The organism is Bartonella sp. HY406 (assembly GCF_025449315.1).
Taxonomy (GTDB): Bacteria; Pseudomonadota; Alphaproteobacteria; order Rhizobiales; family Rhizobiaceae; genus HY038.
Genome location: NZ_CP104893.1, coordinates 2,486,874 through 2,502,321 on the forward strand (window position 1 = coordinate 2,486,874; position 15,448 = coordinate 2,502,321).

The window sequence follows — 15,448 nt, forward strand, 5'->3', positions numbered from 1 at the left end:
TTAATTTGTTACCATAAAGGCAAAGGATCACGGTAAGCGATCAAGCGAAATAGTTGTGACGAACTCACCAGCCGCAGCATCAGACTGCAATTGCAACCAAGCATTTGGATCATTATGCACCCGCTCATAAAAAGCAAGCTTCGATTTTAAGTCCAAAATACGATCGCGCTGCTGAGAGGCTGGCATTTGTACCCAATCCTCAGGGGTAAGGTTAAGAATTTGACTGGTATAGGGTAAACCTTCCAAATATTCGCCAAAAGCATCCCCTAGCGGCGCATCAGCTGCCAATTGCCGTGGATCATTAGAAGCACGCGCCGCCAAATCACGAATATCACGGAAAAATTCCATCGGATCGCCGCTCATAACCTCACTGCGATTAACAATAGTGCGTAACGTTTCAGATAAGGTTGAAAGTTGGTTTTTGGTGAGCATGATACGAATATCAAGGGCTGGTTTAATAGCCGGTTGGTCAAAGTCACGATCTATCGTCCAAGCCTCATAAAAAGCTGGTGCGGCCGCATTTTCGCGCCGTCCTAAAAACTCAAGTTGCATGGCGCGGCTCGCGCGCGCAATTTGCGCCGGTGCTGAATTATCATCTTCAGCCGGTGCTTCAGTTAAACGACCAGCGGCAATATTGTTTAAATCGGTTACAATTTGGGTTGCGGCTGGACGAATTTGATCAATAAACCCTGATACATCGGTCGTCGTAATTGGCGTATAAAGGGTACCACCGGCAATACGCGACAAGCGGCGATAGGCATCTTCGGCATATTGATGGTCGCGTGCGCCTTCAGGGGTACGCACATGCAAGGTAGTGATGCGGATACCTTTTTTGCGGGCTAACTCATTAATTTCGTCAACAAACAAAGAGCCCGCAAAATTATCGCCATGTTCTGGTTTTCTTGGACCTGCGTCTGTAATCAAGATCATATATTTTAAATCAAACGCATCCCAATCACCGGCCTCAAGCCCTGCAAATACGCCGCCAAGGGCATCTTCATTAATACCTTGGGTTGAGCGAGTTGCCGTTTTCATTTTGCTAATTTCGGTTACAAAATCATCGGCGGTGGCAGTTGGCGTCAAACGCTGAAATACTTTGACATGATAGCCAATACCGCGATTGGTTGTCTCATTTTGGCGAAAGCCAATAAGCCCAAAATTAATTGGCTTACCTGAATCTTCAATATCCCCCTTCAAGGTTAAAACAGCATCGCGCGTTGCATCAATATAAGGCTGCATCGAAATGGTTGTATCAATGACAAACATCACGCCAGTTTTAGGCTGTTGATTGCCAGCTTGCTGCGCATTTGGATCATTTGCCGGTTGGTTAGGTGAATTGGGGTTTTGCTGCCCCTGATTTTGTGCCGTTGCTGGTGTTTGCTGAGATTGCTCGCTTTGAGTAATCGAACCAACCCCTAAGAATGTGCCTTCTGCATCATCATGCAACCATCCTTTTTCAAAATCCAAAATAGGCAAGAGATAAAATTTTTCATCAATTGACGGGATATTTTCAGGCTCCAAAGCAATAACTGGACTACCTTGTTGCCCTGGATTTTGACGAAGGGCTGCAATTTTTTCTTTAACGTCACTTGCACCAATCACATTAACAAGCTTATTTTTATCTGCAAAGAAAAGCTGTCTTTGGCGGCCAACTTCGACGCGATTATTAAAAGCTGCAACAATTGAGTGTTTCCAATCGACCGCAAATTCTTGTTTTATCCAACCCTGCGTTGCGCCGCGGCTATTACCTGCCACTTCCAAAACACCATTTTGACGAGCAAAAACATAATAAATTTCAAAGGCAGGTAACGGCTTACCAGCGCTATCGGGTGAATTGCTTTGCGGCAGCAAAATTGCGCCCGGCTTAGTGACGATGCGTTGATAAAGGGTTTGCCGTCCTTCTTGCTTTAAAGCTTCACGGTCAGCATTTTGCGCATTAACCTGCGTCAATGACAGTATTGCAACGAGCAGGCTTACAAGCACAAGACCTACGAGGCGACCCAAATATTGAACATAATTTGGCGCTAAAGAGCGAAAAGCATGGTTCATTGGCAGTAATCCTGAAAGGTTGTGCGTTCATCCGCTGTACCAGAATAGCGTTTTTCACGTAAATTATTGCAAAGACGGGTTATATTTTCACGCATGGTAGCATCTTGCTCGGCCAATTTGGTCCAGCTTTCAAAAGCACGGCGAATATTGGGAGGTATTATACGATCATTGCCGGTGGCATCTGATGTTGGATCATTAGCCTTGGCATACCACTCAAGTGCTGCACGATTGCCTCTTTCACCAGAACGATAAATTGCTTCAAAACCAATATCAGTATTGCCACCCTCATCATTGCGTAAAGTCCGGCCAAGATCAAAAAGTCGCTGCGGATCAGTATCAGGTGCGGTGATAAGTGCGCTCCAGCCATCAGGGCCAAGCGCAAAATCTCGTTGAACCTGTGTTTGCTCAACGACTGGCTCAGCTGTTGCTGGATCTGGTGTTGTTGGATCTGGCGTTACTGGTGGTTCTTCTCCACCAGTAACGGGCGGTGTTGCCGGTGAACCACCCGCAACCTGTTCTGTGTTTTGATTTAAAAATGAACTATAGATAAAATATCCACCGGCAATGATAGCAACACAAGCAATAAGACCAATTATCACAAAAGGCACAACCATTGATTTTTTCTTTGGCACATTGGCACCAAAATTATTTTGGCCAGCAAGAGCAGCATTTACAGCACGTTTAACATCTTCATTCTTTGGATTTTCATCGGTTTGCGGTTGCCGAGGTGCGCGCGGTGTCTCCTCAAACATTTTAATCTCAGGCTCTGGTTCCGGCTCAATTTTTGGCTGAGGTGCTGTCGGCTCTGGTTCAAAAACCGGCTCAATCTTTTGCGCTATTTTTGCTTTGCCGCCATCAACCACACTATTTCTGCTTTTTTTAGGAGCCGGTGTCACAGGAGGCCAAAATGCAAAAAACGCAACCTTACCAGCCTTAACGGTTACGGCTTCACCATCAAGGACATAATCCACCACATCGGGCCCAAGCAAAACACGTGCGCCACTCGCCATTGGGTCAATTTGTATAGGATCAATACCAAAAGATTGCGCCTGCCAACCATTGGGTCCTAGATTACCTGCAGTATCGGAGTCGCGTGTAATATAAATGACTGCATCATCAGCAATAGGTTCATCGAAAATCAACCATGCATGACCGGGGCCAAATTCCAGAGCGGCAATGATCTCAGCCATTTTTTCCTCTTCCACATTAATTTTAAAGATGACAAATCTTAAAATAAGTTTGCCTATTACAAATACAAGTTACCCAAACTGTAAAGACCTTTCCATTTGAAAATGGAAAATAGTTTTTTACGCACAGTAATTTAACTTATACTCTGCTCATTTTAAAACCTTAAATGTACAGAGTATAGTGGTTTTCTAATTATTCATCTTTTGTATTTGTTTTTAAGCAAATCAAATACAAGCATCATAATTTAAAACTATGCAACAATCGCTATTCGACTGGATGCAACGCATCAATAATTTTCCCCAAAGCGGCATTTTGTTCAATATCTATGGTTAAACCCTCTTCACTTTTAGCATTATCACTGGCAAGTGCCATAAAGGCAATCGCCCAATCTTCTAGCGTTGTGAGATAGGGTGTTGCAGGCTCAAGACCAATATTTTTTGCATTAAACGGTGATGGACCATGATCAAAGACAATGCGTGGTGGCTCGGCATAGTCATTTTTAGGGCGCTCATTCTTTTCCATGAGTGAGACACCAAGATCGGCGATAAAGCGATTAAGAAAACGCTCGCTTACCAAAGCCGCTTTAGAAATTTGCTCATCACGGCGATCAACAAAGGCTACGCGCTTGATAGTTTCCGCCATAATATCAGGCATTTTTAGGCGTTTAGCAGCAAAAACAATATCATCAACCATTTCGCGTAAGTGGCTAGGATCCATCTTAGTTTCAATCAAGAAATGCGGATTATCAACTTGGCGATAAAGATGGCTTATCCAAGTTGCTATGGCTGCACTAACAAATTTCCCCTCACGGCGATTATTGGTGCTAGGCTCAACTGGTACCGCATCACTACTCTCATCGCCCGTGTTTTCCTTTTTTTCCCATGGACGCAAACGGCGCGGCGCGCTTGGTGCTGCCACCGCATCCTGGCTAATAGGGTGGCGATCCATTTCAATCAAGGCTTCATAAAGTTGATCGGTAATGCTAGCATTATCAAGCATTAAACCACGAAGCAATGTACCAAAACGGTGATAGTTTTCCTCTGCCGTATAAAGAGCGTCTACCACATTGCGTGCAATTTCTTCACGCTCTGCTAAGCGTTTGCCAACATCTGTTGTTGTATAAAATGGCTTTAATATTGCTAATAAATCCATATTTAACTTGTTAAGGCGGAAAGCAATTTGTTGATATTTTATCTCTGGGCGACAAACGGGGGCAAGGCTTTTAGCAATATAGCTCGCACCGCCATCATTAACCCGCATCATTTCATCAAAGGCAGTTTGTGGGTCGTTAAAATGCTCTTGCACATAATCGGTTTCTAAAAACCCATCACGCAATTCTTTGACCCAATCCTTACGGTCTTCGCGTATATCCACCTCACGCCCACCATCAAAGGTAAACATATCGGCATTCATAACATTGGGATTACGCATTAAAAACATATTGCGAAATGGCTCATTCGGTGTCCATTGTTTGACCCATGAATCAGGACTTGAGCCAAAAGGCTTAATCAATGATGCCATCATCCGCCCTTCAAACCGCGTTTTTAACCCCATGGAAGAGTCATTGGCCTTTTTTTCAAAATGCATATCAAAACGGGTTAATACAAAGTATAATAGTGGCGGTTTACCAATACGTTCATTTGGCCGCGCTCCATGGGTGGTTGCAATCCAATTGGCTGCAACATCGGCAAGCTGATTAACATCCAGATTGCTTTCTTTAACGCAAAACAGCATAGCGGTAATATCTTGCTCATTGCAGTAACGTTGAAAAAGATATTCAACCTTACCGCGCAAAATAAGCGAAGCCATGGTTTCGCGTGGCGCTTCGCTTAAAAAACGCGCTAAACCTTTTGTGCCGCCTTCATCATCTTCGCCGCTGCCTTGCGGCAAACCACGGGTTCGATAACCGGGAAAATCGAGCAAATCCGTATGCTCGAAAAAAGGCCAAGGATTATCAGCAAGGTTAATCAATAGTTCGGCAGTAAGGGCGGTAATAATCGGCTTATTGAGCGCAACAATTTTACCATTTGGCGTTGCTACATCAAGCTTAACCGCATCTTCTTCAATAATATCGCTTAAGGTTTCAACATCAAGGATAGATTGCTGGTCTTCTGCTGAAATATCAATAGCACTAAACGGCACAAATACTTCTTCAGCAAAATTCAAGCTTTGCAAGCTTTTTACAAGATTAAGATAAACATCGCTGATTGCCTGATGACGACCCCATAAAAGCGATAAAAATTCTGCGAGTTTTGGCAAACTAAGACGCGGCGCAATATCTGCTGCAACTACCCAAAAAGAGCCAAGACGTTTGGTTAATTCAAACTCGGCAAGGGTTTTATTAAAATATTCTTCCAAGCCCCAAATATCTTCAATGGTAAGACCATTAGGCTCGCCACTATCACCTGCACCTTGTACCGCCCCATTACGAAAAGGCGCAAGAAAAGCCTTAATTTCATCTTCTGTTGGCCAAGTCTCATATCGCCCTGGTTGACCATCAAAAAAATAAGCATTGGCAAAAATTTTGATAAGATCGGCATGGCTTAACAGCCGCAAATGCACAGGAAAACCATCGGGAGCAGCTTTTGGATCACGAATAGTAAAGCGGGTTACAAGACCGGTTGCTTCTTTACCGCGATCTGGATTAATCGTTGTAATATAATTAATTGGCTTTTCCATGCCTTGGAAACGCGCCATTAAAGCGTCGCCCTTACGGGCTAGCACTGAAATCAAGTGTGATTTTCCCACTTGGCTTGCACCAAATACCGCAACCGCCATTGGCCGGCGAGCAGCTTTGGATAGCTGACCAGCATTAACAATACCAAGGCGCAAGGCGCGCTCAAGACGGGCTGCTTGATCGCCAACCAATGCGCGATTATTAGCCTTTTGCAACCAATCAAGCGCCGCACGTGCAGTCTCTTTGGTGGTATCGGCTGCCAAGCCCAAATTTTCATTCGCCTTCATGCTACTTACCTATTGCAAGTGGTTTTAACCAAAGCCAATTAAAACCACGATAAAACAACTATAATCTTTTGTGACGAAATATTGCGTTTATTTAAAGTGCAATATTTCACATTTTATAAAACCGTTAATGTGCCAGAATCCAGCCAATATTCACTTGATTTATCATCAAGCTGCAAAGTACAGAATGTCAAATTGATGGAACGGCGTACATCACCGCCATTAGCATCCCATGCTTCTCTAATAGTCAGCTCTTCTTTAGATGCCTCTTGTTCTAACACCGACGCACTATCGCCGTTTTCGTCCTCTTGCACCTCGCGAGCAATGGTGATTTCAATCGGACGGGGAACATTGCCAGCCCCTTCGTCAATCGATAATTGATAAAGCGGATTGGTAATCCAGCGTTGCAATGGCAATTGCCTAAACCCTAGCCGCGCACGTGTGTAAATTTTTAACTTATGCTCGGCTTCAACAGCGCCATTTTGCTGTAATTCTTCAGCTGTAAACAACACCCGTGATTGCTCAAGAACGCCATCACTGCCAAGCTCACCAATATAGGCAGCAGTGGAACGCATTTGCAATTTATGGGTTTGCAAGCTGAAATTTACAATTGAACCTTCGGCTAAAGCACAAAGCATTGCGCCAACAACGGCGGTAGTTTTAGGATCACCAATCGTCACATCACTGCGCGAGCGGAATGGATACCAAATATCGACCCGATACCGATGTAATGGTTGTATCTTATCAGGAGTAACGGCAAGGCTATTTTCCAAATATTCGTGAATAGCCGGCAAACGCGATGGCCTACCTGAAAGCAATACCTTGTCACAATCAAAATGGCTAATGGCTTCACTTAAGCAATCAAGCGCAATTTGCAACGTTTCATTGATTGCCGAGCGTAAACGCTGGAAATCAAGATCAATTGGTGTATCACCAATATTAAAATCAACCGCGCCGCCGGCACGTGCTGCTTCATGAACATAAGCAAGGTCAAGATAATTATCTTTAAGTAAGGCTGGCACCAATTCATCAAGACGCTTGGTATGAATGGCTTCATAGCGGTCCTGCCCAGATTCTTCATAGGCTGACATAAGCCCAAGGGCTGCTGGCATTAGAACTTTAATCACCGTTTCACGGCGCTGATCCTTAATCTGCTCGGCCATATTGGAGCGGTCACCACCAAAAAGCTCATTTAAAATGGCGCGTGGATTACCTGCCCCACATGCGCTTAATTGACGTGAAATTGCCGGTAAAATTAACCGCTCAATCACCGATTTTGTAATATCATCACCAGCAATACCAATGCCTTCACGGAAAGTTTGCACAGGAACTAAAGCGCGATCATCATTTTGATAATAGGTGGTAATCATCAAATCCGATGTACCGCCGCCAATATCAATACTGGCAATACGCAATGATGGTTCAAGCGGTGTATCTGGCTTAGGCTCTTGCCCCGCCTCAAAACGTTGGCGGGGCTTACCGAACAGATCAAAATATTCAACAATACGTCCACCAAAGCGGCGACTTATTTCGCTATAGAGCCAAACAAATTGAACACAGGTTGCCTCATCCCATGATACTTGTACCGTTGGGCGAGCAAGGCTTGGGCTTGAAGATTGATGCCAATCCATCAACTCCCATAAAAGATTAACCGCTCCTTCAACCCGCGAGCGCATAAGCCGTTGTTCAAGCGTTGGCAAGGCTGATGGCAAGGTCATAATCACGCGGCGCAAACGGCGCGGTGCATTGCTTTGCTTACGTTCGGCACGCACTTGCGGATTATTAATCATAGCAATGGCTTGAAATAGAATTTCAGCAATCATTAAAGAATAAAGCGATGAGCGCGAATAGGATAAAGCCGGACTTGGCTGCATTAATTCGCTATCACTTCTTTTGCCATAAAGCCGCTTATATAAAGCACGATCTTTGCGTATTTGCGAAATCACATCGCCATTGCGGTTTAAAAACCGCCGCACAATGCGGCTAATTGGCGGTGCAGCACCATCAGCCAAATATTGCGAAGCTGGAAAACGCCAAGACTGGTTAACTTCTTGCACATCCCATAAATAGCGTTTGGGGCTAGATATACCACCAACAGCGGCAGTACCGCCCTTAATTGCACGTAGACGCGAGGCCTCTGGCCCGACCCGCACAACACCGGGCCATAAAAATGCCCGTTGCCGCCCCGATAGACGTGACAATGTATCATCGCCAAAGGTGGCTTGTGAAAACTCGATATTACTGTCAAAAGGTTCACTATATTGTAATTCTGGACGTTCTAAATCACGCAAAGACAAAATCATCGAATTATTAAGATCGACATTATCCTCATTAGGGTAATTCTCAATCAGCAAACCGCAAGTACGGCTATTGCCAATATCAAGAACGAGGTCAACATCAACCGGCCGTACATGGGATTGCCCTGAAATTGTATCCATAAAGCGCACTTTTGGAATCGTGCAACCAATGCCCAATAATTCAATAAAAGTAAACCAACGCGCCGCATGTTCAAGCGCAAAACGCCGATCACTCTCGCGCAGTTTGCGGCCTAATTCTGTTTCTCGATGGGCAACAAAAAGATTTTCAATCCAGCTTAAAGCCCAGCTTTGAAAATCCATTTCCTCGCCGCTAATTGGGTGCTTGCGTGGATCGCCCAAAAACCAACCATTGCGGCTAATCATGCTTACAAGAGAAAATTCTTGCGGATTAAGAATATCATTGGCAATGGGCGCCGTATAAGGCCATGGTCGTGATTGCGGATCGCCGCTACCACTGCCATGCTGCTCCACCGCTGTATCAAAGGCAAAAACCGCCATATGCGAAGGTGCATCTGCATCATCGCTATGCGGTGCTTTAATCACCCGCACCCGCGACCAATTGGTTGGGCCAGTGTCATAATTTTCTAAACCATTAGCATCACGTCCTGGCAATGCCCGTAAAAACGGCAATGGTACCCATTGATTTAAAAATGGCTCCAAGGCTTTATTCTTATTGACCGAATATTCCTCATCACCCTCTTCACTAAAATAAGGCGCATCTGCTTGCGGATCAATTTCATTCCAGCCTGGAAACAGCCGGAACACCGGTTTACCGTCACTACGCACTTCCATGCGCTTTTCAATAAAAGGCCGATCAAAACGGCTAATTTTATCAAAAGCAAAAGGCAGCGTTATAAATTGAATACCGCTGTTTGGAACAAGAACAATATCTTTTGGCTCGATCATTAGGTGTGCTTCATTCTGTTTTAATTGTTAAATCCGAATGGTGATACGGAATAAAATAATATTCTTATACTTTGTTCATTTCAAATCCTAAAAATCTGCAAAGTATATATCCTTTTTATCATTGTTCGCTTTTTTCCACTTGATTTTCAACCTTAACCAAATGCGCTTTTGATAAAAAATATACTCCGTTCATTTAAATGGAATTCACGGAGTATAATTGTTCAATTATGGATTGGTAATGACATAAATTTGCCTTGGGCTACGACGACGCGCGCCATTGGCAACACCATCAATAATCTTATCCTCAACTTTGGACTCACCAGTTTGCGGATCCACAATCGTTTTACGAATACGCAAACGGAAAGGCGTATTCGGACGCGGATCACCATGATTGTCATAATAATCTACATAGACAGGAATCTTTGGCGGAATCTTTGATGGATCACTCCAATAGATATTTTCAACCGGCTCACGCGATAGCATATCAGGGCGTTGGTTGGCATCACGGTCAAGCGTTGCACCACAACTTGAACGGCGTTTAAAATAAACGCGCGTGCCATTGGGACAGCGGATTGATAAGTCAAGATCAGATTTGCCCTTCCAGATAAGGGTAATTTGCAATGCACCCGTTCTTACCCCTGACCGATTAATCACATCATCAAGTTCACGCTGACGCTCAGTTTGCTGTGGTTGTTCGGGTGTTTGTTCAGGCTCTGCGGGCTGTTCAAGATCAGCAGGTTGTTCTGGCGGCGTTGGCTGAGGAGGTGTTGGTTGCTGCGGAGTTTCTGGTACTGGTACAGGAACAATTTCCACACGCTGCTCCGGCGCATTACCGCCATTTTGTGGCATAATAATTGTAATATTAGGTTGCCCATTATTGGGCCCAGAACCATTGTTGCCACCATCATTACCGCGATCAGCACGTTGTTCTGGCTGGCCATTGTCAAATGGATTTCTACCATCATCCGACCTTGGATTGCCATTGCGACGATTATTTGCAGGTGGCTCATTGGCTGCTTGCTGCTCAATACATTCTTGCTGCCTTTTGCGGGCTTCATCTTCAAGGTTGGTTATTTCCTTGTTTAAATCAGCAATTTTTTGCAAGCTCGGATCGTTATCACTACCAATTTCAACCTTTGGTCCATTGACCACTGTGCTCCAACGGTTAAGCGCCGACGAACTCAATAAAAGCCAAATGAAAATAAGGGCGAGCAAAGCACAAAGCAGCCAAAAAATAAGGGCAAGCCAATTAAAGGGGCGTTTTGCAACAACGCTATTATGATGATAGGTGGTTGTATGCACCACATGTTCAACATTATGGGTTTGTTGTGATTGGTTTGTTTGCGGCGCATTTGTTGGTGTTGATTGTGCAACGGTTGGTTGACCTGCCGTTGGCTGCTCTGCATTAGCTTGCGCAGGGCTTGGTTGTTCAACTGCCTGACTACTACGCACCTGAGCAGCAGTACCGGCAGTGCCAACGGCTGTAAGCCCCAAGGATCGCTGCTCGTTTTGCGCCGAAACATAGCCCCAGCCAACGAGTACTGGCTTACCATCAACGTCATAAAGCCAACCGCTATCTGGCGTAATCATCGCATTACGCAAAGCTTTGGCAATTTCCTTATCACCACGCGATCCTTGCTCAAGACGGTTTGCCAAAGTAATCACCGACATTTTGCGGCTTTCGGCCGCGCTTAGCAATGCCGATTTGCTTTGTGGGTCAAGCTCTTCCATGGGTTGTGGGCGGCTATTGGCATTAACATACCAATCAACCTGTGCACCATTACCTGAAGGGATAGGTTCTGCCAAAAAATTGGCATAATCATTGCCAAGCTCGCTCACCAAGCGGTCGGTCAATAAGGCGTGATCACGTTCACTAACCGGACCAACAGGACGCAAATTATTAAGCAGAGTTATTGCAAGACGAATATTGTTCATTGTGCATTCCCCTGTTGGTTCGAAGATTGATTGCCCGAATTGGCTGACGGCCGAGTTGACTGATCGCTTGATGGTTGATTTGAAGATTGGCTACCATTGGCTGCCCCACCACCTGCAGGTGGCGTAGAAGGTGTAGTTCCCGTTGCAGGACTTTGCGTACCGCCATTAGCACCACCACCAGATGACGGCGCCGGACTTAAAGGTGGATTAGCTGCACCATTATTACTATTACCTGTTGTAGGCGCTGCATTACCACTTGTGCTTGGCTGTGTTGATGGTTGAGCGGCATCTGGTGTTGCAGTATTTGGTGTTGCATTGTTCGGCTGCGCATTGGGCGCCGCCGGGCTGTTTGGCGCTGCCTCGCCATTGGTTGCACCCTCACCATTGGTTGTTGGCGCGGCTTGCGCTACAGCAGGCTGTTGCGCTTGCGGATTGCACTGGGTATCATCAAATTTAAAAGCCACATTGGAGCGCTTTAAAAAGCTGGTCAAGGTACTGGTGCGCTGTGCAAAGCTCAGTGGTGAATTTTCTGAACCGCCAGAGCGCAAAAATGTATTAACCCCAACAGCACGACCACAATAATCGATGAGTGGCCCGCCACTATTACCGCCAGAAATTGCTGCGGTGTGCAGCATCAATTCCAAACCTTCAATGCCTTGCTGGAAAGTAGTTACCATGCCTTGCGTTACCGCCATTTCAGGAGCGGCAGTCGCATCACCGCGCAACAAGCGATGAAATACTGTGTCGGTTTCCATAATAATACCAGGGAAGCCTGCAGCAATAACACTTTCACCCTTGGCGGTTTTTCCAGCAATAGCAAGCACTGCAGGAGCGCGGGCACCGCTCACTCTTAAAACAGCAAAATCAGGAGCACCGATTTGCGCTTCACCGCGCGAGCGGGCGACAACTTTGGCATCAATCGTTTTACCAAGCTCCTTATTAATAATTTTAACATTTTGAGCTTCACCAACCACATGCAGATTGGTTAAAATATCGGTTTCATTGATAAAGAAACCCGACCCCATACTGCCGCCTTCATCGCTATCATCTTCCACCATAATGAGAACGGTTGCCTTTTCGGCATGGGCAATTGGTCCACTGGTTGGCACAACCAACGCGCCAGAAATATCTGGCAATGGTAAATTTGGATCAATCGCGCTAATTACGCCATCACCATTATTACCTGATCCACCACCTTGGGTACGACCTGCTGATTGCGGACCAGCTTCAGGTATTGGGCAACTAAAACCACTTAAACCTTTTTTTAATTCATCACGGCGTGTTTCCAACAAAGCAATAGCTTCATCTTTTTCAGTTGATGAAACCTTAACCCCAAGATTGCTAGCCGGCAAAAAATAAACTAGCAATAGAAGTGCAATAAGAAAAAGGAAAACCCCAGAGAAAATAAGCGGTAATAAAAAACCACCTCTTGATGGCGGTGCGGTGACATATTGATGTGTCTCATGCACGCTTGTTGCATCTGGATTATGGTTTTGGGAATTTTGGCTTACTTGCGAGCCTTGATGCTGATTGCCATCATTTGCAGCCACAGTCTGGCCTCCTATCAAAGGGGTGGAAAGATCGCTATCAGTGCTATGAAAAGGCAAAACAGCCTGAACACCAATCACATGACCTAATCCATTATTAAAATGATTTATGCGTGTCTTTTCGTCTTTACTAATGGCCTTTGGTAAAAGCCCCCAATTGGTCAATATTGGGCGATTGGCTACCAATAATAAATCTTGATTAATATCAGCAATGTTAAACCAACGCTCTACAATTGGTAAAAGAGGCGTTGCGGCAAAAATAGTCAAAATATTTTGCCATTCTTTTTGCAATTCTTGGGCAACCCTTGCTTTTGTGCCCTCATCAAGATCTAGCCAGGTAATGGCATTACCATGCTCGTTGCAATACCAAGAAACAACATCACCACTATTATCACGCGTTTCACTAATAAAGGGTTTTGCAAAAATAAAATGACTAATTCCAGCACTATGGCGAGAAAAATAGGCCTCCACCTCATCAAAGGAATGAACAACAGCTTTTCCTTCAAAACAGGCATAGTCAAACTCTTGCAAATTATTACTTTTTAAAAAGCAGTTGAAATTATCCATTTCGCCCCCTTTTTAATTGCTAACAACAATAAAAATAATAAATGCTGCTGTTTTGTTTGCAAATGCCCCGCCCCAATCCCGTCACCGATAAATAAGTCCTATAGTCAATAAATGCCAATAGGCTTTATAAAATAGTCTAGAAAAAGTGAAAGCAGATTACTTAAGAAAAATCAAGAAACAAGTTTAACTATCCATAAGTGTTTACATTAGAAAACCTATAAAATATTACAATTTTATGCAAAGAAATTAAATTTTATGCATCATCCTAATATTAGTAAAAATTAATATAAAAGTATTTTTCTTTTTTAATTCTATTTATTTAACAAATTTACGGCTAATTTTTAATGCAAGATACTTGCAATAATAGCCCCACAAGATAGTGGGGCTAAATAACAACTATAACTATAAAGCCTTACATATTTCCTTACGCATTTTTAAAGCAAGGTCTGGCTGATCGGTAGTAATATATTTAACTGGTTGCTTGAGCCAATGGGCAAGCCTTGCAGGACCATTAATTGTCCACACACCCAGTTGAAAACCTTCATCAATTGCCGCCTTGGCAAATTCAACCGAAGTTGCGCTGCCATTAAAGCTTAAATCACGATAGCCCTTATTGCGACAGGCGGCAAAATAAGCAGCAAAATCTTCTGGCATGCGCTCAACACAAGAGCCAGATGGAACACCTGCATCAATAAATGGCTTTAAACAATCACCATCAAAACTAATCGCTGATGTGCGATTGCCCATTTTATGCGCTTCAATCAAAGCCAATGATTTTTGCGCTAAAACTAGTTCTTCAGCCTTATTGCCGCGAGTCTTTATCTCAATATGTAAACCAAGATTGCTTGGTGCCAAAGCCTCAAGCACGTCTTCAAGCAAAGGTGGCGCTTCATGACCGCCGCTTATGCGCAAAGCTTTGCGCTCGTCATTATTAAGCTCGGATATATCACCGCTTCTGCCTGCCAGTTGCTCAAGATGAAAATCATGAAAAACCACAACTTCACCGCTTTTTAGCAAATGCACGTCACATTCTACTTCATCAGCACCAAGCACGATGGCATTCATAAAAGCCGAAAGGCTATTTTCTGGTGCAAGTGCTGCACCTCCGCGATGGGCTGTAATTTTTGGCTTATGCATAGCAACCTCTTATTAAACAATAAATAGTTAATCACTTTAAATAATGGCAAAGGATAATGGATCTTAGAGTCAGGACCTATTAATTTAAACGAAATGGCATGAGAAAAATTTTATGAGAACCCAAAGATTAAATGCGAGAAGAGCCGCTGAGAAATATAAATATTTTCAAGACTCGTCGACAAAGCTATCACAAAAAGTAGCATATCCTGAAAGGACACAAAACAGCTGTAATCCACAGCAATGTAAAGCTCAAATGGGTATACCACCCACTTTTTACTTTCCTCTCCTTTATATTTTAAATTATATATTTTTGCTGTTCATTGTGCTTGTTTCTTTAGATTAATAACTTCTCACCCTAAATCATAAATCAAAAAATTATTTTAATCCTTATTTCGGTAATAGCGCTCGCCATTCATGGTTGAAGCACCATTAAAATGCGCAACACCCATTTCTAAACTTTTAGCTATATGGGCTGCCTTTTGCTTAAAGATTTCTGCATCATGAGGTAGACATAAATCATCTACCGTTTGCCTAAAGATATCAAGCCAATGGTCAAAATGCTGCGCATCAATATCAAGCACGACATGTTTAGGCATTGGCCGCCCTTCATAACGGCCACTATGCAGCATCACCGCCGACCAAAAGGCAAACATTTGCTGTAGATGCGGCTCCCAATTTTTTATCTTTTCTTCAAAAATTGGGCCTAGCAATGAATCGGCTCGCACTCTATCGTAAAAATGTCGCACCACGGTTTCAATCAATACTTCGTCAACTGCACTGGTTTGCGTCATTCTTACTTCCCTTCATTTTGCTGACAAAATTTTATCAAAACCAAAATCT

General features: G+C 44.0%; 8 protein-coding genes. All 8 read right to left on the reverse strand.

The window, feature by feature from the left end; translation table 11 throughout:
- Positions 1-27: 27 nt before the first annotated feature.
- The 8 genes from N6B01_RS10570 to N6B01_RS10605 all read right to left on the reverse strand — a co-directional run bounded on the left by N6B01_RS10570 (position 28) and on the right by N6B01_RS10605 (position 15,399).
- Positions 28-2,049, reverse strand: coding sequence for a vWA domain-containing protein (locus N6B01_RS10570; protein WP_262078670.1), 2,022 nt, complete (start codon positions 2,047-2,049; stop codon positions 28-30).
- Positions 2,046-3,239, reverse strand: a complete 1,194-nt coding sequence (locus tag N6B01_RS10575; RefSeq protein ID WP_262078677.1) for a hypothetical protein — start codon at positions 3,237-3,239, stop codon at positions 2,046-2,048. Before N6B01_RS10575 ends, N6B01_RS10570 begins: the two co-directional genes overlap by 4 nt.
- A gap of 262 nt (positions 3,240-3,501) precedes the next feature.
- The gene (locus tag N6B01_RS10580) at positions 3,502-6,201 is read right to left on the reverse strand and encodes a virulence factor SrfC family protein (protein ID WP_262078678.1); all 2,700 of its coding nucleotides are present in this window, start codon (positions 6,199-6,201) and stop codon (positions 3,502-3,504) included.
- A gap of 113 nt (positions 6,202-6,314) precedes the next feature.
- On the reverse strand, positions 6,315-9,422 hold the full coding sequence (locus tag N6B01_RS10585) for a virulence factor SrfB (protein ID WP_262078679.1): 3,108 nt from the start codon (positions 9,420-9,422) through the stop codon (positions 6,315-6,317).
- A 225-nt stretch (positions 9,423-9,647) separates the two neighbouring features.
- Positions 9,648-11,357: a hypothetical protein gene (locus tag N6B01_RS10590; RefSeq protein WP_262078680.1), complete on the reverse strand. Its 1,710-nt coding sequence runs from the start codon at positions 11,355-11,357 to the stop codon at positions 9,648-9,650.
- Positions 11,354-13,471, reverse strand: coding sequence for a trypsin-like peptidase domain-containing protein (locus N6B01_RS10595; RefSeq protein ID WP_262078681.1), 2,118 nt, complete (start codon positions 13,469-13,471; stop codon positions 11,354-11,356). The genes N6B01_RS10590 and N6B01_RS10595 overlap by 4 nt, the downstream gene beginning before the upstream one ends.
- A gap of 402 nt (positions 13,472-13,873) precedes the next feature.
- Positions 13,874-14,608, reverse strand: coding sequence for a glycerophosphodiester phosphodiesterase (locus N6B01_RS10600; protein WP_262078682.1), 735 nt, complete (start codon positions 14,606-14,608; stop codon positions 13,874-13,876).
- A gap of 380 nt (positions 14,609-14,988) precedes the next feature.
- Positions 14,989-15,399, reverse strand: coding sequence for a group III truncated hemoglobin (locus N6B01_RS10605; RefSeq protein WP_262078684.1), 411 nt, complete (start codon positions 15,397-15,399; stop codon positions 14,989-14,991).
- Between the last annotated feature and the right edge of the window lie 49 nt (positions 15,400-15,448).